The sequence below is a fragment of the Dyadobacter sandarakinus genome, assembly GCF_016894445.1.
In the GTDB taxonomy this organism is placed as follows: Bacteria; Bacteroidota; Bacteroidia; order Cytophagales; family Spirosomataceae; genus Dyadobacter; species Dyadobacter sandarakinus.
Genome location: NZ_CP056775.1, coordinates 2,271,510 through 2,294,078, shown reverse-complemented (window position 1 = coordinate 2,294,078; position 22,569 = coordinate 2,271,510). Strand labels below are relative to the sequence as shown.

Here is a 22,569-nt window from a genome sequence, read left to right as displayed (position 1 = left end):
TCCTGATACAATTCGTCTATGAAAAACAAATTACTCCTTCTTGTTTTCCTGTCGCAGGTCATGTTCCACTCGGTACACGCGCAATCAGATTCTACGTTTCGCATTTTTCAGAGCGGAATGGGCTTTTATGCAGAATTTGGTTTGTTGTCCAATAATCCTGCAATCCGCCATGAGCTTGAAAAGCTTGCTGTAAAACCATTTACTTCATTCATGGGATCACTGGTACTGGCCCGGAGAATGGAGTCGCAGCGCTGGTACTCCGAAGGCCGCATCATCCTGATGAATGGTACCAATTATACCAAGGACAGGGATGAGCGCAAAGCCTACCTCAACGGGATCGGCATCGGGACAGACGGTAGTCCGAAGTTTGTCAACACCGCCCGGTGGAATGTAATGCTGCCTATCGGGGTGGATTTCATGTTGTATCGTTTAAACATCCGCAGCAATGGTACGGCCACGCTCGGACAGCTTGTGGGTAATCCGGCAGCATTTCAGGCCGTAAAGCTATTTACCGCCAACATCAACGTGCATGCGGGTGCAGGTGTAGATTACAAGATGAATGTGCTGCCAAAGTATAACGAAAAAGTTTACCTGAGCGCCAAGGCGACTTACCACCAGCCTATACTCGGCCGCCGCAAATGGAAGAGCGAAAACGTGACGGTAAGCGACTTGCCCGGCTTGAAAGTCAACCAGATTTACCTGCAGATCGGCCTCGTGTTCTTTCCAAAACCGGGTTTAAAAAAGAAAATGATGATGCATTGAGGTGATTAACCTTAGGCGGCGGGATCAGTGACCGCTACTTTTTTTCGTACTTCTGATTGATCTGAAGGTACATATCCGCTGGTACTGGTGATTTTATATCCGGTATCTGCGGTTTGGGGCGCACCCAGTCGAGGTAGCCTTTGGCCCAGGCATAAGCCAGGCCAACGACGAGGATGAGAATAAATACAGTCATTTCACCCAGTGCAAACCAGCCCCACTGACCGTTGGTCTGCGCAACCAGGTCTTCGTTGCCAAACACCACCGCCCAGGGGAAAAGGAACAGCAGCTCCACTTCGAAAAGCACGAAAATGAGTGCCACCACGTAGAAGCGCACGTTAAACTGCACATTGGCATTACCTATCGGGTCCTCGCCAGATTCATAGGTGGTCAGTTTTTCTTCATTGGGGCGATTGGGGCGCAGGAACCGCGCAACGCTCAGCATCACGCTCAGCAGCACAAGTGCGGCAATGATAAAAAGCAGAATGTAGCCAAAGTCTGTCAGCATGTGCCTGAGCTTGTTTTTTGCAAAACTAAGCTATTTTGCTGATCAAAAACCTGTAAACTGATGTTTTCGGGTGTCAGATGCTGAGCAGGATGGTCCGCACGCTCAGACTGATCACCAGCGCGCCGATGATCAGCATCAAAGGTTTGCGCTTGATCTTGCCTACGAGCATTGCGCCAACCGGAGCAGCAATCACACCGCCTACAATCAGGCCCAACACCACTGGCCAGCTGCTGATCCCATTGAAAAGCAGGAACGTAACACCGCTGGAAAATGCAATGACAAACTCTGCGGCATTTACCGAACCGATCGTATAACGGGGATCACGGCCCTGGCCCAGTAGGGTGGAAGTCACAATGGGACCCCAGCCGCCACCGCCTACTGAATCCAGAAACCCGCCTGACGCCGCAAGGATACCGATGCGCCTGGTTTTATTTTTAACGCCCGGTTTGAGCAGGGCTTTGCGGATGATAATAATGCCGAGTACCAGCATGTAAAACGCAATATAAGGCTTGATGGCGTCACCGTCGATCACGTCGGAAAGCAGGTACGCGCCAGTTACAGCGCCTAGTACGCCGGGGATGAGCAGACTTTTAAACAGCTTTTTATTGATGTTTTTAAACCTGAAATGCGAAATGGCCGATGCACCGGTTGTAAACATCTCTGCAAAGTGCACACTGGCACTGCTCACCGCGGGTGATACGCCCAGGCTTAGTAAAAAGGAGTTGGAAGTGACACCGTAAGCCATGCCCAATGCACCGTCCACCAGCTGCGCACCCAGCCCGACCAGCACATAAAACATAAAATCGCCCGTCAAAAACGAGACTGCCTCATCCTGCGTGAACGCAATCGTACCATTGAGAAAAAGCACTCCCAAAAGGGAAGCAAGCACGGTGAGCGGAATCAGGTACCAGAGCGGAGAGGCAGGTAATTTCAGGGCAAGGACTTTTGCGAGCATTATAGTTCGTTTGATGGGACGAAAACAAAGTGGCGCAAAAGTAACGAAACTATTTAATCTAGTTGGTTAGTAGATTATTAATTTTTCCTTAAAATACCCCTGTTTCCCGCACCTACATCCAGACAACCTTTTGCTCAGAAGCATGTTCCCGGGCGATAATGTCACCGTAAAGCTCCGGCCGGCGGGCTTGTATATACCGGTGGCCACCGGCCTTCGTCAGGTGGGCGGGGTTTAAGGTAGCCAAAGCAATAGCATCGTCCAGTTCCCGGCACTCGGCTACCACGTCCCCATAAGGGTCCAGGATCATGGAGCAGCCATTTTTCAACTGGTCATCGTCCATGCCGATCGGATTTGAAAAGACGGCATAAACTGCATTATCGTACGCCCGGGCAGGCAGCCACTTCATGAGCCAGGCACGGCCTTTCAGGCTGTCGAATTCCTGCCGGAGCGAAGTAGGATCAGTATGGCGGTTTTCCCAAAGCCGCGGATCGACGAAACCGGCACCGGGGCGCGTGGATGGGGTGCACATCGTTACATGGGGCATAAAAATGATATCGGCACCCAGTAGCTTCGTTGCCCGCACATTTTCAATAATATTATTATCGTAGCAGATCAGGATGCCGCATTTCCAGCCGAGCAGATCAAAAACCACATACTGGTCGCCTGGCGTAAGGTGAGGATTTATAAATGGGTGCAGCTTGCGGTATTTGGCAACGAGCCCTGTACTGTCTACACAAACGTAGGCCTTGTACATTTTACCATCCTCATCTTTTTCAAACAGGCCTGCAAGAATCGCAATTCCGTTTTTTGCAGCGATAACCCTCAGCTTCTGCACGCTTGGTCCGTCGGGGATGTACTCAGACAGGTCGAGCATCTGCTCCCGCGTCAGGTTTCGCGCAAAGGTGTATCCGGTCACGGAGCATTCATGAAAGGCAATGGCCTGGGCACCTTTTGCGGCTGCCTCGGCTGAAAGCTTGTCTATCACCGAAAGGTTGTACGCCTTGTCGCCGCTTTTGTTTTCAAACTGTGCAGTGGCAATTTTAATGGGTTGCATGGCTTGGTACTGGTTTAGTTTGACATTTCCTGGTCATCGTTCCTCAGGATTTTTTTAAAGATGATTGTATTTATATTTCCTGGATCAACTCCTTTCCCGACATTTTTACCGTAAAAAGCAGTCTGGATTTGTATTTCCTGCAAATTAAAAAATCTCGTTTTTCTAAACTGATTAAATCCTCAATCCGGAATTTACCAGTTGCCGGCCGTCAGGAGTTTGCCTGCATATCCCGCTTTGCCGAGCAGCTTTGCGGCTTTTTGACTGCGGGTTCCGGTGGTGCAATAAAGCACGACGGTTTTCCCGGCCGGAAGTTCTTTCAGGTTGTCGGTTATTTCTGAAAGCGGAATGTTAACGCCCCCGAAATTATCCGCCTCAAACTCATAAGGCTCGCGCACGTCCACCAGCCAGTAGTCGCCCGGCGAAGTGGCTGCAAATGCCTCATAGGATTCCCAGCTCAGTAATTCGTCGTGCTGATTGGTAAAATTAATTTCTGTACCGGAAGCATTATGCTCCGCGCCGGTATTTCCTGAAAGACCAAATATCTGCGTAGCAGCATTCAATGCATTAAAAATCAGCAACTTACCCACGAGGGGCTGGCCGATCCCGCAGATCAGCTTGATGACTTCATTGGCCATATACGTACCGATAATTCCGGGAAGCACGCCAAGTACACCTGCATCCGCGCAGTTATCTGCCTCACCACTGTCGGGGAACAGCGAGCGGTAGGAGGGACCGGACGGACCATTAAAAACAGATACCTGTCCTTCAAAACGCAGTATAGAGCCGAATACGAGCAGTTTTTTCTGTTTGGCACAAACATCATCCACCAGGTAGCGGGTAGGAAAATTGTCCGATCCATCTACAACGATATCGTAACCCGACGCAATTTCCTCCGCATTCTCAGGCGTCAGTCTTACAGGGTAGGCGGTAAAATGCACATGCGGGTTGAGCTGTAAAAGCTTCTGAACTGCTGTTTCAGCCTTGTTTTTACCAATATCATCCCGGGTGTAAAGGATTTGCCGGTGCAGGTTGGTAAGGTCAACCGTGTCGTCATCGGCAATGCCTACTGTACCGACGCCGGCGGCAACGATGTATTGGAGGACCGGGCAACCCAAGCCGCCCGCACCTACGACCAGCACCCTGGCAGCGCGCAATTTTTCCTGTCCGGCTAAACCGATTTCGGGCAGCAGGATCTGCCGGCTGTACCGCTTGCGTTCGAGGGGTTCCATGGTTAGGAGATGTATAATGGGGTAAAATTGCGGCGTTTTATGATTTTAATGCAGACAGGCGTGTAAAAGTTCGGAGATGCAATATCTTTGAAATTGTAACATTAACACCAAATTGAACCCCGTTATTTTGATGGATCTTATTATCAGAAGTGCTGCATTAAAGGATCTCCCTGCTATTCTGGATATTGTTAATCACAGCATTCTTCACTCTACCGCTATTTACGATTATGACGTGCGGACCATGGAGGAGCAGCAAGCCTGGTTTGAACAAATGGTGCTGAACGGAATGCCCGTGATTGTGGCGGAGCAGGAGGGGAAAGTAATCGGGTATGGCTCGTACAACATCTTCCGGCCCAAAATCGGCTATAAGTTCAGTGTGGAGCATTCTATTTACCTGGATGATAAATCACGCGGGATGGGCGTAGGCGGCAGGCTCTTGGGAAGCCTCATTCAGCGTGCCAAGGAGCAGGGGCTTCATACCATGATCGCCGGCATCGACGCTTCCAATCGTGGCAGCATTGAGTTTCACAAAAAATATGGTTTTGTAGAAAAAGGCTACCTGAAAGAGGTCGCCTATAAATTTGATCAGTGGCTGGATCTGGTGTTTATGCAGCTGCTGCTGGATGATCATTATTGAGGGGGGGCAAGGGCGGTCATTTGTGGTCAGGGATTGTCATTTGTGGTCACTTGTTGTCAGGGATTGTCATTTGTTGTCAGGGGTGGTCAGGGATTGTTTGAAGGAGGAGAGTCTGTCACACTGAGCGCAGTCAAAGTGGGAGTTGGAGTGGAGTTCATTCTGTCACACTGAGCGGAGTCGAAGTGGGAGACGAAGTGGGAGTTGCTTTGTCACACTGAGCGGAGTCGAAGTGGGGTTCATTTTGTCACACTGAGCGGAGTCGAAGTGGGAGTCGAAGTGGGAGTGGGCTCTTTACTTCGACTTCTGCTCAGTGTGGTATGATAACATGCAGCGGGTTTGGTGAACCAACTACTACTGCTTTTTACTCAATGCATTCTGCCGGTTTCTACATACGTTTCTTCATCGCCGGTGGGCTTGCTTTGCCACCAGGAGGCGAGAATGGAGCCGGTAATGTTCATGAGGGGGCCGAAAATGGCAGGAGCCAGTCCGACAGTGGCCATTTTGCCCATTTCCTTGGCGATGCCGGAAGCCAGTCCGCCGTTTTGCATACCCACTTCAATGGCGATGGTACGGCAATCGCGCTCACTCATTTTGAACAGCCTGCCCGACCAGTACCCCAACGTATAGCCCGAAAGGTTATGGAACAATACCAGCAGGAGCAGCGTCGGTCCGATGGACAACAGGCTGTCACGTCCGGCAGCAGTGATAATGACAATGATAAATGCAATCCCTCCCATTGAAATCAGTGGCATGGCGGCATCCAGCCACTTGACCTTGCCGCTGAACAACCTGTTAAATACCAGCCCTGCTCCGATAGGAATAATAACCATTTTGATAATATCCCACATCATGTGCAGCGTGTCGATCTGTACGAATGCACCGGCCAGCTGACTCATCAGAATCGGGGTGACAATGGGCGCGAGCATGGTGGAAATGGCTGTAATGGTGATAGACAAAGCCAGGTTTGCCTTGGCAAGATAGGAGATCACATTGGATGCCATTCCGTTGGGTGAGCAGCCGATCAGGATGATACCCGCAGCAATCTCAGGTGGAAAACCGCTGATACTGGCCAGGGTATAACCAATTGTAGGCATGATGATAAAGTGGCTCACAACCCCGATCAGCACGCCTTTCGGCATTTTTACAACCCCTACAAAATCACCGAAGCTCATGGAAGTACCCATTCCGAACATGATGATCTGGATTAAAGGCGTAATCAGTGCGGCCAGCTTGAAATCGCCTACGGTCTGGAAATGCTGGGGATAGTACATGGCGGTGGTCACTGCTGCAAAAATGACCGTCGTATAGGTAAAGCCTCTGAGCTTGTCGAACCCGCGGAAACTGACTGCGAGCGCGAGAAAAAATGCAATGAACACAGGGCCCGCAGAAGCAAGGTTGCCGCTGAAAGCCAGAACAAGACCCGCCAGCAGAAGCAAAGCCGCCAGGCCAAAAAGTAGCTTGTAAACATTCATGATAAGGTGGTTAAAATGCAATCAGGGATCAGGAAGGGAAAATTTCTGCGGCCTGCGCCCCAGAAATTTTCCGGAAGGGACCGGGCAGGGCTACCAGGTGCGTTTCTTCATGTACTCGTCAAGTTCCGAGCGTTTCATTGGAATTTCGCCCGGATTTTTATCAAGCCATTTCAGAAAATCATTTTTCAGCGCGTCAGACCATTGACTGTCGATCTGGCCAGGCGTGTACTTGCCCTCTTTCAGCATCTGAATGCCAAATTTGTCACGCAAAGCGATGAACTCTGCCGTGACCACTACCTTTTCCACCATGTGTGCAGGGATGAAAATCACACCCTCTTTCTTACCCAGTACGAGATCGCCCGGCAGTACTACGGCACGCCCGATGCGGATCGGCGTGTTGATGCCGGTAACGACTGCATCTTTCAGGTAGGAGGGATCAAAATCACGGACAAATGCATTGAAGCCGGGAATTTTGGAGAGTCCGTCCAGGTCACGTACCGAGGCATCAAACACCACACCATTACCAGTCTTGGCAAAAATTGAATTTGCAAGGTTGTCACCGATCAGTGTTCCTTCCACGATTTTACCCATACCGTCAGCCACATATACGTCGCCCTTGCTCAGCATGTCGATGGGCCAGGAGTTGGTGTTGCCAATACGGCCCTGCTTGGAGCCGCGGTCCTTGATGTTTTTTTCAATGTCGGGCCTGGATGGCATAAACTGGGCCGTCAATGCGCGCCCGGCGATCACCACATCGTCGTGCACGATTTTCCAGTTGCCTTCAAACTGGCAGTTATATCCTTCATTTTTAAGCACTACCCAGGCTTCCTCAATGTTGATTTCCTTAGCGCGGCGGACAAGGTCGTCAGAAACCTTCGGCCGGCCGTCCGGGAAACGTTCTCCTTTCCATTCGGATGTCAGGAAAATCAGTTCTTCCTTGGGAATTGTCTGGGCTTCGGCAAAGCGCGGGGCGCCCGCAGCGAGGGAAGCTAATGCGAGGGACGCAAGAAACTGTAATCTCATAAAATGGTATGGTAATTTGCGGCTTGTAAGTGGTTAAAATTAGGGAATAGTTTACAATAAGCGGCATGGGTAGTTGGCTGCCAAATGCGGGTGCCGCCTCTTTTTTAGTATAACAAAAATCCACGGCACCGCCCGCTAGTTGCGCGACAAGACGAGCGGATTGGTGATCCCATTCAGGTCATACACCACTTTTCCGCCACGGATCGTCACTTCTGCTTCCAGCTTCTGCTTGCCTGTGATCCGGGTACCCGTGTAATCGACAAAACCGAAAGTACCCGTGTCGGCCATCTGGAACTTACCGTCCAGTACCCGCAATACCGACACATCGGCCCGGGAACCTGCCGAAAGGTTGCCCAGCTCTTCCCGGTGAATGGCCTGCGCAGGGGCCCAGGTACTCGCTTTGATGACCGCAGGGAGGTCCATGCCCATCGCCAGGAATTTGGACATTACATTGAGCATGTCTTTCATGGCATTGTTCATGCTGCCCGTATGGATATCAGTACTGATGGTATTCGGATAAAATCCGCTTTTTACTGCTGGAATGGCCTGAGAAAAGGCAAAGCTGATGCCACCATAGCCTACGTCAAACAAAATACCTTTTTTGCGTGCCTCGTATACAAATGGTTTAATCTTGCCCGTCGCTACGTCCAGGATCGGCTCGCGCCCGTTGAGCTGGCCAAAGCAATGTGTGAAAATATCACCGGGACGCAGGTGATTCATAAATAGTTCTTCAATGGAAAGGACCGGCTGAGCCCCGCCAAAATCGATCATTACCGGGATGTTGGCCAGCTTGCCAGCTTCTACGGCCCGATCGGTAGGCGTCCAGTTGTGACCATTGAAGTGCGCGAGTTTGATACCCACAATGTAATCCGGATTTTCTTTGGCTACTCTGGCTGTGGCGGCCGCATCCATATCTTCCACAATCTGCTCATAGTTCCCGCCGCGCATTCCTTCGCCCACAATATTCAGGAAGGCCAGCACGCGGGTTTTTGAGATGTCGATGGTCTGTTTTTTAAAGTCGGCAAAGGATTTCCACCCAGCACAGCCGGCATCCACTACCGTAGTTACACCGGTACGGAAAGTAAAGCCATCGGGTGGGAGGGCATTGGGTCCATTGCTGTATGTCTGGTCCATTTTGGTACCATAAAAATTGTGGGAGTGCATGTCGATCAGGCCCGGTGTTACGTAAAGACCTTTCGCATTTACGACCTGGCGGCCTTCCTTGGGATCAATGTTTTTGGCGACGAGCATGACGGTATCCCCTTTCAATGCTACGTCCATGACGGAGTTGATGTTATTTTTCGGATCAATGACGGTGCCGCCTTTGATGACGATGGAGTACTTCTGCGCGTCGGAGAAGTGGAAAAGGCAGCAGAGGGCTGCGGCTAAAAAGAATTTCTTACGCATAGTTTGGTTCAGGTGTTGGATGTGCGTCGTAAGAAGCACAATTGGAATACAGACAACAGTTGCAAATGCATCAGCCCGGTCAGGCTTTCCTTTTTCAATTCATTGTTAAAAAAACAATACGGATTGCCGGACAAACCTGCAATCCGTATCGGGGATCATTCTAAATTATCTTACTTATCCCACCACACCGTACTGGAAAGCGTGTTCGTGCCTCCCTGACGTGTTCTGGCTTCGTAAAAGTTGGCCTGGTTGTACTGCTCTTCCGAATCCGGAATTACAAAGCGGGTAGGGATTTTTCCACCTGTCAGGTTACCAGGATAGTTGGTAGGAGTCAGGTTCGGATATCCAGTACGGCGCCAGTTGGACCAGATTTCGTACTCATCTTCCAGGAACAGTGCTACCCACTTTTGTGTAGAGATCTGTTCGATCTGCTGCGCTACCGTCCCGGTTGTCTTGTAAGGGTTAGCAGCCAGGTAGGCGGCGATTTTCGCATCGGAAACAATGCCGCCTGTGCCGAACAATGCCCATTGTTTTATACCGGAAACTACCGCTTTTTCATACTCGGAAGCAGCACTTCCGCCTGAGTACCATCCTCTTACGGCAGCTTCTGCAAGCAGCAGGTGCGATTCAGCAGTTGTAAATACCAGAAGTGGCGCATTGTATTTCAGGATTGTGTTCGGATTGGGCTCCGAGTAGGTATCGAAGTCAGCAGGCAGGGAGTTGAATGCAGCATTGGGCATACCCTTTTGTAATGCAGTAGAGGTATCTGCTACGTAAGGTGAATTTGCATTGGCTTTCGTCCACACGACTGAAATCACGTTCAAACGCGGATCTTTGGTCGTTTTCAGGTGATCGATTAAAGTTTTAGCCAGCTTACCGCCTTCTACATTGTCGCCGCCCGGCGATACATAATCTGTCCCGATCAAACCTGCCGCAATAAAGTTCCGGCTCGCCGTGATAGATCCGTCAACGTAGGCGATTGTAGCGATATCAGCATCATCCACGATCACACCACCTGCGATGGCTTTCTTCACCCACGCTTCCGACATCGCCGGATCCACCTGTGTCAGACGCATACCGAGGCGCATCATCAGGGAGTAGGCAAATTTTTTCCATTTCGTAATATCACCCGAGTAAATCAGATCAGCATTGCCGAAAGTAGCCTGTGCTGCATCGAATGCATTGACCGATTCTTCGATCTCTTTCAGCATATCGGCATAAATGTCCTTCTGCTCGTCGTACTTGGGCGTGTAGTTTTTGTCTGTCAGCGCAGTACCTGCATCCGAATACGGAATGTCTCCGTACAGATCCGTAAGGCGGTGAAAGAGGTATGCACGCCAGATACGCGCTACTGACAGCTTGTTAACGTCCATCGGATTGGCAGACACCGCATCAATAACCTGGTTGATGTCGATCACCGCGCCGGCCGTGGCAGGATCGCCGCCGTAGAGTGCCCAGCTGCCCTGTGAGTAGCCGAAGTTGAAGTACTTGTCGCCCGCAGCAGGTACTTCCTTGTAAGTAGCAAAATGCTGCATGGAACCACCGATTGTCAGGTAAGCCGCTCCTGTAAAGTTGTTGCTCACCGTCACGAGCTGTGCCCGCGTAAACAGGTAACCCGGTACTACCTCCGTGGAAGCATTGGGGTTCACGTTCATTTCCTCGAAGTTGTTGTCGCAGGAGGAGATGAAGATGGCCATGGCGGCCATATATGATAGTTTCAAAAATTTGTTCATCGTCAATGGAATTTTGGGCTGATTAAAACTTCACTGTCAGGTTCACACCGAGGCTCCTTGTTCTGGGTACGCCGAATGCTTCAAGTCCCTGTGCGTTTCCGTTGGAGTAGCTTGATTCAGGATCGAAGTAGTTGTTGCGTTTGTCTTTGTAAAGCAGCACCAGGTTACGTCCCACGAGCGATACCGATGCCGACTGAACTTTCAGCGGGCTCAGCAGCTTGGCAGGCAGCGTGTAGCTGAGGATTACCTGACGCAGTTTTACAAAATCGTTGTTGAACACGAACATGGCAGTGTAATTCTTGTCATTGTCATAGTAGGTATCAACATCTTTCATCTCCCATGTTTTGGTAAAAGGAGCGCCTTCCGGCGTTACACCTGTCACTGTCACGCCGGTTTCACGACCTGGCAGAGTTTCCTTTGGCAAACCGAAACGATAAGCATACTGGTACATGTTGGAGTAAACAACGCTTCCGAATTTACCATCGATCAATACATTCAGAGAGAAGTTTTTGTACTTGAAGTTGTTGGTGATACCCATGGTCAAAGGAGGTACCCCATTTCCAAGTCTTTCAAGGTTGCCGCGTACAGCATACCCGCTGGCAGTGTTAAACACAACATTACCGGCAGCATCTGTTTTCTTTTTGTAACCCCAAACTTCACCGTAAGTACCACCCACCACGTTGTTGATCAAGCCGCCGCCTACACCGGTACCGATGCTCAGGCTGTTCAATCCTTCGGCAAGCTTCACGATCTCACTTTTGTTGTAGGCCATGTTGTAGCTCACATCCCATGTGAAATTGTTTTTCTGAACCGGTGTTCCGTTAATGAGGAGCTCGATACCCTTGTTGCTCAGCTCACCCACGTTCAGCAGGGCAGAAGTATAGCCCGATGAGGAAGCGATGTTGCTCTGAACGATATCATTGGTTGTCTTACGGTTGTACAATGTTACGTCAAGACCCAGTTTGTTGTTCAGGAAACGCGCTTCCAGACCGATCTCCGAAGTAGTGGAAGTCAGCGGGCGCAGGTCAGGGTTAGGCACAAGTGCTGAGCTCAGCTGCTGTACCGGACGACCATTGTGTCCGCCCTGGGCCATTGCATAGCTTTGATAGATCTGGTATGCGGCTACGTTGGCACCACCTACCTGAGCCCATGATCCGCGGAGTTTTGCAAAGCTTACTGCCGAAGGAAGTTTCAGGGCTTCAGAGAGGATGAAGGTACCGCCGACAGCAGGGTAGAAAATGCTGTTATTCGCCGTATTCAATACCGAAAACCAGTCCTGCCGCCCTGACATGGTAATGTAGGCCAGTCCTTTATAACCTAAATCCACCGATCCGAAAAGGGAGTTGATACCGCTTTTGGAGTAGCTCGGCGTAGTTGTTGAAGTCGCCAAGTTGGTAAAGCTGTAAAAGTAAGGAATGGTAAATTCGTTACCGTTAAATGCAGTCTGGTCATAAATGCTGCGCTGCATGTTACCACCTGCCAGTACTGAAAAGCTCAGGTCTTCAAAGAAGTTTTTGTTGTAATTCAGCGTCACCATGCCGTTTGTCTCGGAAGAAGAAATTTTCTTGGCTTCGTAAACGCCCAGCGGCTGGTAGGCATTGTTGGTAGGCACCACAAACTCGTAGTTGAAGTTGTAGTAATCCTGGCTTACACTACCCTTGATAAAGAGGTTGTCAAGAATGTCATAGCGGATGTTGGCCTGACCCAGGAAACGGTTTTTACGGTCATCATTCTTGAATTTATTGATGACGAAATAAGGGTTTGGCGCAGCAGGTACAGGGTTCCATTCAATCTCTTTGCCGGTTACCGCATCGTATCCCGGTGAAAGGCTGCGGATGTCCACGGTATTGGCCACGAGGTAAGTTGCCCAGTGCGGGTTATAATCTGCGTAACCTACTTTCGGACGGTTATGTCCCTGCTCAAAGTTGTATTGTACAACCGCTTCAACGCTCAGTTTTTTGCCCAGAAACGCATTTACGTTCAGGTTGGCGATCCTTCTTGCAAAATCAGAGTTGGGTACGATGCTGTTGGACTTCGTGTTATTCAGACCGAAGCGAAAGTTCACGGTTTCGTTACCACCGGTAAAAGAAAGCGAGTTCGTATAGGTAGTACCTGTGCGGTAAAAGTTTTTCAGGTTGTCTTTCTGAGGAGAGTAGGGGCGGAGCTGACCGTCAAACTGTACTACCGGAGTTCCGTCCATTCTTGCACCGTACGATAGGCGGCCTGAGCTTTTAGCCTGTGTCTGCGTGGTTGGTTTCACGCCATCCACACCCTGGCCAAACTCATACTGCCAGTCTGGAATAACCGAAAGGTTGTCAGCTGTAAAGTTTCCATTGTACTCCACACCGATGCCTTTCTGCGCCCGACCTTTTTTGGTCGTGATCAGGATCACACCATTGGATGCACGTGCACCGTACAAAGCCGCAGCAGGGCCGCCTTTCAAAACGCTGATCGACTCAATATCGTCGGGGTTGATACCGCCGATACCATCGCCACGGTCGGTATTGTTACCATTACCATCCGCCGCGTTGCCGCCGCCCGGAACGCTGTTGTCCATCGGCATACCATTGATTACGTACAAAGGCTGGTTGTTTCCGCTCAAAGAGCCGTTACCGCGGATAATGATACGGCTTGATCCGCCGGGGCCGGTTGACATACCGGTTGCATTCACACCCGCGATCTTACCCGTCAGTGCATTGGCTACGTTTGTTTCGCGTGCCTGGGTAAATTCACTACCCTTTACTTCTGTTACTGCATAAGCCAGCGCTCTTTTTTCTTTCGAAATACCAAGGGCTGTTACCACTACTTCGTTCAGGGCTTTTGCCTCAGGAGCAAGCTGTACCGAGATGGTAGACTGCGCGCCTACCGGAACTTCCTGTGAAGTATAGCCTACAAAGCTGAAAATCAGCACAGCGGAAGCTACTTCGCCATCGGGAATATCAATATAATACTTACCGTCGCTGTCCGAGGAAGTACCGCGCTGCGTACCTTTCACCAGTACGCTTACACCCGGCAGGCCCTGACCCGATTCGTCCGTCACCACACCCGAAACGTTGCGTTTTGGTGCTTCCTTGGAAGCTGGTGTCGCCTCGGTGGCTGTTTCACGGCGCAGGATAATCCGGTCCTGAACTACTTCATACGTCACCTTGTGCGGCGTAAGCACTTTGTTAAGCACCTCGGAAAGAGGCTCATCCTGGAATTTGTAGGAAGTTTTCTGATTATTGAAGATCTGGGGATTGTACATGAATTTAACCTTCGTAGTACTCTCAATCCGATCCAAAACCTTGTCTACCTCGGTGTTGGCTAAACGAAACGATACTTTTTGTTCTAGTACTCTCTGGCCGCGTACGTCGTGCGCCTGCACAAACGTGGACACTGCAATCGAGAGTATGGCTTGATACAGAGTAATGCGCATGATTTTCTGTAAAGCATGGTGAAACTGTACTGCTTTTGACATAATTTTGATTTTTGTCGGGTTAAAATTCGGCATAATGGTTCCCGCGCCAACTGTCTGAGCAGCAGCGCTACACGTGAACGATTCGGGGGACTTTGCGGGTCGGTGATGTTGCAGCATCATCGGCTCTTTTTTTGTTGGAAGAAATCAGTAATAATTTCTCGTCATAGGCGGAAGTTGAGTTTTTAGATAGAGATTGACAGACAGCGTACACGGTTAACATCCTTTGCTGGTGATAATGATACTGGCATCCAGCTGCTCGTATTCAGCGCCGATGGTGCGGCATATCAGGTTTATTTTTTCAAACAAAGGTTCATCGGAGAGGGAAGCGGTGAGGTAGCAGTTCTGCATTACCTCGGCATCGTAAATGATTTTGACACCATACGATTTTTCAAGTGTGGCAAACACCTCGGTAATTGGCGTGCCTTTAAATTCAAACGATTGACGCTGAATCGGCAATTCCAACAACTTCGGGTCTTCAACCAGGCTGCGCGTCAGGCGTAATTCCTTGGCAGCGAACACGATCTGCTGGTTGGGCGTAAGCACCATGCCTACCAGCTTGTCATTGGAGTGCTGTTTTTCAACATCCTCTTTGGTCATCGGAAACACGGAAACCTTGCCCGTTTTCACCACTACCTTCACATCCTTGTCACCGTCAAAAGCACTCACCTTGAAGCTGGTTCCCAAAACCTTGGTTGCCAGCGTACTTGCGTATACATAAAAAGGCTGATGCGGGTTTTTGGCCACTTCAAAAAATGCCTCACCCGTCAGGAACACCTCGCGGCGCGCACCTTCAAAGCGCGAGGGATAGGTAATCTTGCTTTTGGGTTGCAGTAAAATGGAGCTGCCGTCTTCCAGGGTGATCACTTTTGCTTTGACTCCCGTATTTTCCACCTCGATCAGCGGCTCGCTGATTTGGCTGAGGATCTGCCGGTATTGTTCCGATTTCTGCCGGGTAGCGGTTTGTCCGTTGAGCCACCATCCACCCACCATCAGGATCAGCACCGAAGCTGCCATGTGGTACCATTGCGGACGGAACGGAATTCTCAGAAAAGGCCTCTTGACCGTCTTGGTGCCAATGGCGTGCGACAACCTGTATAGCTCATTGGCAACTTCTTCGTCCGATATCTGATCGAATGCCTGTGTGGCGGCAGTAAGTAATGCCTTCGCTTCGTCCACCAGGGTATTTTTATCCGCGTTCAATTCCAGCCACTCCAACCAAAACGCCTCTTCCACAGGGTCATGGAACAGGATCCATCGCCTGAACGAAGCGTCAGCGGCGAGTTCCTCCGGAAGAAAATTGCGGTAGTCGTGCATATGGGGCAAATAAAAATATGGCTAAGTAGTTAAAGGATGCAGTTTTCAAATGCCGATACTCTCTTTTTAAAAATAATTTTCTGGATTTTTGAAAAGGGGGCAGGTATCAGCTGTCAGAAAAACAGTGGTGATGGTTGAAACAAAAGCCTTTACCTACTTTGAGTATTCCGCAAATTCCTGTACGAAACTGTTATGCTTACGAAACGTTATTTTCACCGCATGAATGCTGATTGTTTAGGGTCAGGAAGGTCTATATGAGACTAGTAAGATTAATCGGGAAAGTGCTCGGGGGAACATGCGGGATGGTGAAGGCTTTGTGCTGCGGATTAAATTCCGGCACATGTACACTTGGAAAAATGTCCAGTTTACATTGATCTGTAAGCAATCAGAAGCAGGAATGGAATTCAACTAGCTGAGTACCGTGAAGGCAGTGAGCAAGACCAGCAGCTGGCTAATCGGCAGAATTTGTGTTTTCAGGGAAGAAATTGCTTTGAAGAGCAAGTTGGCCACCGACTGCCGGTTGACCTGCATGAGATCAGCGATTTGCTCGTTGTCCATGCCTTCAAAATATTTGAGAAAAACGGCCTCCTTTTGCCGGCGCGGCAGTTCATCGATCGCCATCCGTACTTTCACCTGGTTCTCGGAGTATGCCTCTTTACGTTCAATTTCCGTTTCGATCGTCTGATAATCCGAGATCTGACCAGCTTCTTCGATATCCAGCAGGGACTGATTAGGGTTATTGCGGCGGAATTCCTGCAGGAGCTGATTGCGAAGTGCCCGAAGAAAGTAAATGCTGACAAACTGAATCTGAATATGTTGCCGCCGCTCCCAGATATGGATTAATAGCTCCTGGATCGAGTCTTTGATAAACTCCCGGTCGGAAGTGAAGCTGGTGGCGTAATTGAATAAGGTGCGGTATTGCTTGTCGGCGAGCTGGCAAAAAGCCACGCTGTCACCTGCCTGGGCCTGCTGCCAGAGATCAAGAAGAACATTATTCTCTTCGGCTATGCGTTGTCTCTTGTTCAATTCTAATCGGGTCAGGCAACAAAGTAACCTTGAAATCCCGTAAAACTGAAATTTAAGAAGCACTTTATTTTCTGGAAAAGAATAAAATGCTGGAATTACAACTCATTGCAAAATAAAATATAGATAGTTCAAAGTTACTTATTCCGCTACATTCAAGCCGACTGAGCTAAGTTCCTGACACGGTCATAGTGATGTTCATTGCGTATGCCTGATGGTGACTTCGTACACAAACTGAGGAACTCGCACCATTGCTCCTCTAACTGAATGCCTGGCAATAGATTCTAATTCTACTTGTACTTAAGAATTATCCACCGATCGATAACTGCTGTGTACTTCAGGAAAAGTCCGTTCTAAAATCCATCAACTGAGAACACCTATTGAATCTTGCCCATCGGACATGCGCAATCATGTTCATTGCACTAAGTTTCACTTCAAACTAATACCATGAAAAATCTACGTCAAGATTACAACGAATGCGAAGTGAGGTTTTCGCATCAATCGCATTTACAGCTTAGGAATCTTATCTGCATTATGTCTTTCTTGTGTATTGCGGTTCAGTCAGCTGGGCAGACTTATACCTATGATGTAAAGCTGGGAAGCAAGAAGATTGGGACTATGGAGTTGTTTTGTAAAATATCTGGGAGTTCGAGGGAGTTTCAGATGAAGTCTTCATTCAAAACTCTTCTGACCTCCGGTAAATGCATGATGGGAAATATGTATGTAAAAAATAAGCTGAAATCGGCTTATTCATACAATTATTCTCGGGACGAGCTTGTAGAAAAAACAACAACGGAGTTAATTAACGTAACTGACTATCTGGTCACTCAAACTAGTAAAAAGACGAAAACCGAAGATGTAGCCAGTATTAATCCGGGACAGCTGACGATTTTAAGTCTGTACCTTCAAGAACCTATGAATATGACAAACGTATATTCTGAAAGGTTTGGAGTGTTGTGTCCGGTCAAGAAGGTTGGAGCAGGGCAGTATGTAGTTTTTACTCCTGATGGTAGGACGAGTAAGTATTTTTATACCGGTAATACTTGTAAAGAGATGCAAACGAAAATTGGAGGGATAAAAATTACCATCATTCTTAAAAGTACAATTTAGGAGCAATCTGCCGGCGTAGAGCCAACTTTTGTGCCGGCAGAATGTTCTCTGATATAGACAAATGCTTAATGCTAATTAAACCAATCAGCCTAGTGGTAAGGTAATTACTCCAACCATTTACTTGATTTCAAAAATGGAAAAAGCCAGTTTCCCGACTATGCCCCAGCTTTGGATACCTGAGGCACTCTGAGTTCGCGATGTTCTTGACAACTTGTTGTGAGCCTAAGCACTTCCTTGTCACCCTGAGCGGAGTCGAAGGGCAGACGCGGCACCCAAAGCCGCCTTCTTTCTAAAAACTTTTTGAACATAGGATGCTGGAAGACTTTTTTGTTGGCCGCATTGGCCCTTCGACTCCGCTCAGGGTGACAAGGGAGGAGGGTTGCACTCGATGAGTGTTCAGGTTGCCACGCACGTAATAAAAAAGGCCTCCGGCCGCAACAACCTGCAGGCTATCTGCAATGCTCTTGCGGCCGGAGGCCTCGGAAATAATGGGGATGGATGCTCAGGTTTTAACCGGCATCCTACACGTATGCAATACAGTCGATCTCAACCAGTGAGTCACCCGGTACGCCGCCGTATACTGCTACCGTGGTGCGGCAGGGGGGCTTGCTGCCGAAACGACCTTTGTAGGCTTCGTTCATGGCTTTGTAATCGTTCAGGTCGTGCAGAAAAACACTGCATTTCAGTACTTTCTCCATGGAAGATCCGGCTTTGATCAGCTCTTTTTCCAGTTCGTCGAGCACGTGCTTGGTGTGAGCGGTGATGTCGCCCTCGAAGTGCGCACCTTTACCAGCCACAAACACCAGATTATTGAACTTAGTATGTCCTGAAAACAGGGGTACGTCCTGGTACATAGTCACTTCACCAACTTCTTTCACGGGTGCAGCCTCAGCTTTTACTTTGGATGCTGCCCCAATACCTGCTACCCCGGCCACAGAGGCAAACAGTCTTTTAAGAATGGATCTTCTTTCTGACATGATGTTGTTTTTAAGTTATTACTGATTGGTTATTTGGTACTCTTTTTGCTCTTTTTCGCAATCTTATCCGCAGCCGGCATGGTAATCTTCCAGATGCTTCCACCAGCTTTGTTGCCTCCCTGCTTTCCGCCGTACTCAATGATATACAGCGTATTGTCAACGAGTAATGCATCGGTAGGAGACGTAAAGCCGTCAATGATGCGGGTGGTTTTTACTTTGTAATTGTCGGCAGCCTTATCATAGGCGAGTTCAAGGTGGAGGAGGTCTCTTCCCTGCCGGCGCAGCGGACTTGGATTAGTCACGCCATTTCTCGGCCCGCCGGTATAGCGAATCACAAATCCATCTCCGGTCAGGTCTTTACCCAATGCTTTATTGTTGTCAAAAAACAATCCCAGCGGAGAGGAATGTGCATTGAAAGTTCCCACGGTTACGCCGGTGGTGTCACCATCCATTACTATCCCGGTTTTCCGGTCACGGTACTCATTGGCGTCAGGACCCATATTCTGGACGGATGGGGTGAATGTCACCCCGGCCGGTCTTTTCGGGAAATCGGGATCATTATGAAAGTACTTCATCAGCCAGGCAAATGCAAACTTGCTCAGGAAAGGATCTTTTTCGGGATCGGGCTGGTAGTCGGGATACTGCTGGGGGGTTTCAATGCCGCCCATCACCCATGGAAACCCATAATGGTGCCCCTTGCGCACCCAGAACATGTCTTCGGGATGATCATAATCGCCGGAGTTGGATACGGCAAACAGGTTTCCTTTCGGGTCAAACGCCATGTCGTATGCATTCCGGATACCCTCGGCATAGAGGTAGCCGTCGGCTTTCAGCTTGGCTGCGTCTGTGCCAAGCAGCAGGTCTTTGGCCTGGATTGGGAAGCGAAAAATATTTGCTGTCAACCCGTTGTCACGTGCATTCGGGTAATTGTTATCATTATCCTGCACCTCGCCGTGGTCGGTACGGGCACCTGTATTGACAAAAATGTACTTGCCGTCCAGACTGATCTCCAGTGCATTCCAGCCATGATCAAACGTCGTCTTATTGGCGCCGTATTCCACGGTATTGAACACGACCGTCATCAGGGGCTTTTCGGCACCGGTGTTCATTTCATAGCGTACCATCCGGCCTTTGTTGCCCTTATTGTTGTTTACGCTGACATTCCCTGCCAGGAAGAGGGTATTGCCGTGAAATGCCGCACCCTGCAGGCGGGGAATACCGTGGTCTTCCACCGACAGCAGTTTTTTGCTGACCGGCTTGCCGTCTTCCATCACAATTTTTAATACATCCCCAAAGAAAGTCGTGTAGTAGATTTCGCCGGTGACCGGGTGGCGGATGATGCGCACGGCCTCGGGTTCTACTTTCATGTACTCCTCGATCTGAATATCGTCACGCAGTGCGACAGGCGTTTTGGTGGTCACTTCACGCTGCTGAGCCATTGCACTCACGGATAGTGCGAGCGAAAAAATGGCCGTGTATCCGGCTTTTAAAAATGGGTTGTTCGGTAACATGATCGGTAGGTTCAGGATTTATTCTGTTTTGCCTAGATGCCGCACGTAAGCGACCAGCTGCCAGCGCTGCTCATCGGTAAACACGTCCTTGAAAGGAGGCATGTTCCCACGCCCGTTGGAGAGTTTCCAGAACAGTGCGCCGTCCGTCTGGCTTTTCACCAGCGTATCGTGGAAGTTGGCAGGTTTTTGCCCCAATGCGCCACCGGCAGCACCATCACCATAACCGCCGTCGCCGTGGCAGGAAGCACAGTACAATGTAAATAGTTCTTCACCCTGCGCCAGGGTAAGCGGCTCTTCATGGTAGGGACTTTTCAGCGTATCGGCCCAGGCCGGCGCTTTCCAGCGTTCCTGCTGCATAAAGTTGTGGGGAGAAGACGGCATGAATGAAGCCAGCAGCAAGCCGGAACCAACGAGCAGTCCCGCAAAAAAGAGTTTGGTTACAGGCATTCGGGAAAAAATAAAAGTGATTGAAACCTATTTGCCATTCTCCCTCCAGCCCACTTAAAGGAATACTCAATTTGCCGGAGAGTAATATCCGCTTAAACGGGGCTGGAAGGAGAAAAGCATCAATTCGTAGTACCCTCCGAGCCGCGGAGCTTAGCAACTTCCTCGGTAGTGACGGGGCCGGCGTTGTTGCCGAAGTTACTCCTGATATGGGTAAGCACCTCGGAAATCTCTTCATCTTTCAGAAAGCTATGCTGGGGCATTACATTGTTGTATGACTGTCCTTTGACTTCTATCGGGCCTTCCAGTCCTTTCAGAAGTACTTTTATGAGCCTGTCCTTGTCGCCCGTGACCCATTCCGAACCTCCGAGCGGCGGAAAACGCTGCGAGTCGCCCATGCCATTCCGCTGGTGGCAGGCCGTGCAGTACACACTGTAAACCTTGCCGCCAGCCACAGGTTTGTCTTTATCCAGGTTATCTTTAACAATGTCCGGCGTGCGGATGTGCGAGAGGAGCTTCCTCTTCTCCATTTTCGCGAGTGCAGCTTTGTTAAACTTCGCCTTGCTGCCTTTGTAAGTCACCTTCCAGATCTTGCCTTTTTCCGTTTCTGCAATGTAAATAGAGCCATCCGGTCCCATGGCGATGCCCATCGGACGGTACACGGCGTCACTGACATTCACAACCGGATCAATTCCTGTAAAACCATCTGCAAAAACCTCATACTCGCCTGCTACCTGGCCGTTTTTAAATGGTACAAACCCGATAAAGTAGCTCGACTGCGGATATGGCGCGCGGTTGGTGGAACCGTGAAATGCGATAAATGCACCGTTTTTATAGTGCTCAGGCAGCTGATTACCGCGATAAAAAAGCAGGTCATTCGGAGCCCAGTGTCCCGGAAAGCCTATGATCGGTTTTTCATAAACTCCGCAGCGGCCTACAATCTTGCCGTCACCGCCGTACTCAGGGTTCAGCACCTTTTGTTTCAGCATCTGGTCGTAGTAGCAGTAAGGCCACCCCGCATCCGAGCCTTGTTTTACACGCAAAAACTCTTCGGAAGGAAGCATAGCGCTCTGCCAGCCGTTATAAAGCTGCGGCCAGAGGCGCAGCAGGTCATCACGGCCGTGCTGCAATGCATACAGGTTGTTATCTTCAAAGTTCCAGTCCATGCCTACCACGCTGCGGAGGCCGGTCGCAAACTTCACTCCATCCTTCTGCAGCTGCCCCTGTTTATTGGCATCGAATTTCCAGATACCGCCATGATCTTCAAGGATCGAGCAGGGGTCCATACCCTTGGAGCCCGGCGTGCGGTTTTGCTCCTGGCAGGCATTGGAGTTGGCACCGAAAGGCACATACATATTACCCTTATCATCAAAAGTGACAGGCTTTGCAATGTGCTCGTGCATACCATGCGCATGGTCGTCGGTGAGAATGACCTCCTCCTTACTTTGCGGTACCAGGTCGCCGGGCGTCAGCTTGTAGCGATATACCACGAGTTCGGAACTGAAATAAAGGTATCCATTGTAAATGCGCATGGCCGTACCATAGGCTCGCTCCTTAGCGGCACCGCCAAAGGTCTTGATGATATCGGCACGTCCGTCCTTGTTGGTATCACGCAACGCAATCACCGACTCGCCTTTATCCGCAAAACGGGCTTTTACATAAATATCGCCATTGTCATTCACAGCAATATGGCGCGCCCGGCCGGGAAGGCTGTCCACGACCACGGTTGCTTCAAATCCTTCCGGCAGGAACAGTCCGCCGTTTTTGGTATTGAAAGGATCCTCCCGATAATCAGATGTAAAACCCAGCGCACAAAGGATCAAAAGCGTGGACCATTTATTACTTATTTTGAACATAGAGGTTTAGGTTTAATATCAGTTTTGGTCATTGACGGTTCAAAATGTCTGGTAGGGCCTTATATGCTGCCATGAGTGCAGCGGGCTTTCGGGTGATCGA

Annotated in this window: 18 protein-coding genes; 3 read left to right on the top strand and 15 right to left on the bottom strand. The window is 49.6% G+C overall.

Translation table 11 applies throughout. The features are described from left to right. Positions 1–18: 18 nt before the first annotated feature. Positions 19–762: a hypothetical protein gene (locus HWI92_RS09240; protein WP_204663016.1), complete on the top strand. Its 744-nt coding sequence runs from the start codon at positions 19–21 to the stop codon at positions 760–762. Positions 763–796: 34 nt separating this feature from the next. Here the strand turns inward: HWI92_RS09240 and HWI92_RS09235 are convergent, their stop codons facing one another. The 4 genes from HWI92_RS09235 to moeB all read right to left on the bottom strand — a co-directional run bounded on the left by HWI92_RS09235 (position 797) and on the right by moeB (position 4,505). Further along, on the bottom strand, positions 797–1,267 hold the full coding sequence (locus HWI92_RS09235; RefSeq protein ID WP_204663014.1) for an NADH-quinone oxidoreductase subunit A: 471 nt from the start codon (positions 1,265–1,267) through the stop codon (positions 797–799). 73 nt (positions 1,268–1,340) lie between these two features. Continuing rightward, positions 1,341–2,222 (bottom strand): sulfite exporter TauE/SafE family protein, encoded by an 882-nt coding sequence (locus HWI92_RS09230; protein ID WP_204663012.1) that lies wholly within the window; start codon positions 2,220–2,222, stop codon positions 1,341–1,343. Between the two features lie 112 nt (positions 2,223–2,334). Continuing rightward, positions 2,335–3,276: a nitrilase family protein gene (locus tag HWI92_RS09225; RefSeq protein ID WP_204663010.1), complete on the bottom strand. Its 942-nt coding sequence runs from the start codon at positions 3,274–3,276 to the stop codon at positions 2,335–2,337. A gap of 191 nt (positions 3,277–3,467) precedes the next feature. After that, positions 3,468–4,505, bottom strand: a complete 1,038-nt coding sequence (gene moeB, locus HWI92_RS09220; RefSeq protein WP_204663008.1) for a HesA/MoeB/ThiF family protein — start codon at positions 4,503–4,505, stop codon at positions 3,468–3,470. Positions 4,506–4,635: 130 nt separating this feature from the next. On the opposite strand from moeB, the gene HWI92_RS09215 reads away from it, so the two are divergent. Further along, entirely contained in the window at positions 4,636–5,142 is a 507-nt protein-coding gene (locus tag HWI92_RS09215) for a GNAT family N-acetyltransferase (RefSeq protein WP_204663006.1), read from the top strand. Between the two features lie 365 nt (positions 5,143–5,507). Here HWI92_RS09215 and HWI92_RS09210 read toward each other — a convergent pair whose 3' ends face one another. From HWI92_RS09210 to HWI92_RS09180, 7 genes are all read right to left on the bottom strand, one after another. Next, on the bottom strand, positions 5,508–6,614 hold the full coding sequence (locus HWI92_RS09210) for a bile acid:sodium symporter family protein (protein WP_204663004.1): 1,107 nt from the start codon (positions 6,612–6,614) through the stop codon (positions 5,508–5,510). 90 nt (positions 6,615–6,704) lie between these two features. Continuing rightward, a complete protein-coding gene (locus tag HWI92_RS09205) occupies positions 6,705–7,637 on the bottom strand; it encodes an RraA family protein (RefSeq protein ID WP_204663002.1) in 933 nt (310 codons plus the stop codon). A gap of 135 nt (positions 7,638–7,772) precedes the next feature. Continuing rightward, on the bottom strand, positions 7,773–9,044 hold the full coding sequence (locus HWI92_RS09200; protein WP_204663000.1) for an amidohydrolase/deacetylase family metallohydrolase: 1,272 nt from the start codon (positions 9,042–9,044) through the stop codon (positions 7,773–7,775). A gap of 170 nt (positions 9,045–9,214) precedes the next feature. Then, positions 9,215–10,777 carry a SusD/RagB family nutrient-binding outer membrane lipoprotein gene (locus HWI92_RS09195; protein ID WP_204662998.1) on the bottom strand — a complete coding sequence of 521 codons (1,563 nt, stop codon included), beginning with the start codon at positions 10,775–10,777 and terminating at the stop codon, positions 9,215–9,217. 22 nt (positions 10,778–10,799) lie between these two features. Continuing rightward, positions 10,800–14,234 (bottom strand): SusC/RagA family TonB-linked outer membrane protein, encoded by a 3,435-nt coding sequence (locus tag HWI92_RS09190; RefSeq protein ID WP_229249225.1) that lies wholly within the window; start codon positions 14,232–14,234, stop codon positions 10,800–10,802. Positions 14,235–14,447: 213 nt separating this feature from the next. Continuing rightward, the gene (locus tag HWI92_RS09185; protein WP_204662993.1) at positions 14,448–15,548 is read right to left on the bottom strand and encodes a FecR family protein; all 1,101 of its coding nucleotides are present in this window, start codon (positions 15,546–15,548) and stop codon (positions 14,448–14,450) included. A gap of 408 nt (positions 15,549–15,956) precedes the next feature. Then, positions 15,957–16,574 carry an RNA polymerase sigma factor gene (locus HWI92_RS09180; protein WP_204662991.1) on the bottom strand — a complete coding sequence of 206 codons (618 nt, stop codon included), beginning with the start codon at positions 16,572–16,574 and terminating at the stop codon, positions 15,957–15,959. A 444-nt stretch (positions 16,575–17,018) separates the two neighbouring features. Between HWI92_RS09180 and HWI92_RS09175 the strand changes: the two genes are divergently transcribed. Further along, on the top strand, positions 17,019–17,681 hold the full coding sequence (locus HWI92_RS09175) for a DUF6134 family protein (protein WP_204662989.1): 663 nt from the start codon (positions 17,019–17,021) through the stop codon (positions 17,679–17,681). A gap of 521 nt (positions 17,682–18,202) precedes the next feature. On the opposite strand, the gene HWI92_RS09170 is transcribed toward HWI92_RS09175, so the two are convergent. The 4 genes from HWI92_RS09170 to HWI92_RS09155 all read right to left on the bottom strand — a co-directional run bounded on the left by HWI92_RS09170 (position 18,203) and on the right by HWI92_RS09155 (position 22,469). Then, positions 18,203–18,661 (bottom strand): RidA family protein, encoded by a 459-nt coding sequence (locus tag HWI92_RS09170; protein ID WP_204664422.1) that lies wholly within the window; start codon positions 18,659–18,661, stop codon positions 18,203–18,205. A gap of 26 nt (positions 18,662–18,687) precedes the next feature. After that, positions 18,688–20,169 carry a PQQ-dependent sugar dehydrogenase gene (locus tag HWI92_RS09165; protein WP_204662987.1) on the bottom strand — a complete coding sequence of 494 codons (1,482 nt, stop codon included), beginning with the start codon at positions 20,167–20,169 and terminating at the stop codon, positions 18,688–18,690. 18 nt (positions 20,170–20,187) lie between these two features. Then, complete coding sequence (locus HWI92_RS09160) at positions 20,188–20,616, bottom strand: c-type cytochrome (RefSeq protein ID WP_204662986.1); 429 nt, start codon at positions 20,614–20,616, stop codon at positions 20,188–20,190. Positions 20,617–20,735: 119 nt separating this feature from the next. Next, complete coding sequence (locus HWI92_RS09155) at positions 20,736–22,469, bottom strand: PQQ-dependent sugar dehydrogenase (RefSeq protein WP_204662984.1); 1,734 nt, start codon at positions 22,467–22,469, stop codon at positions 20,736–20,738. Between the last annotated feature and the right edge of the window lie 100 nt (positions 22,470–22,569).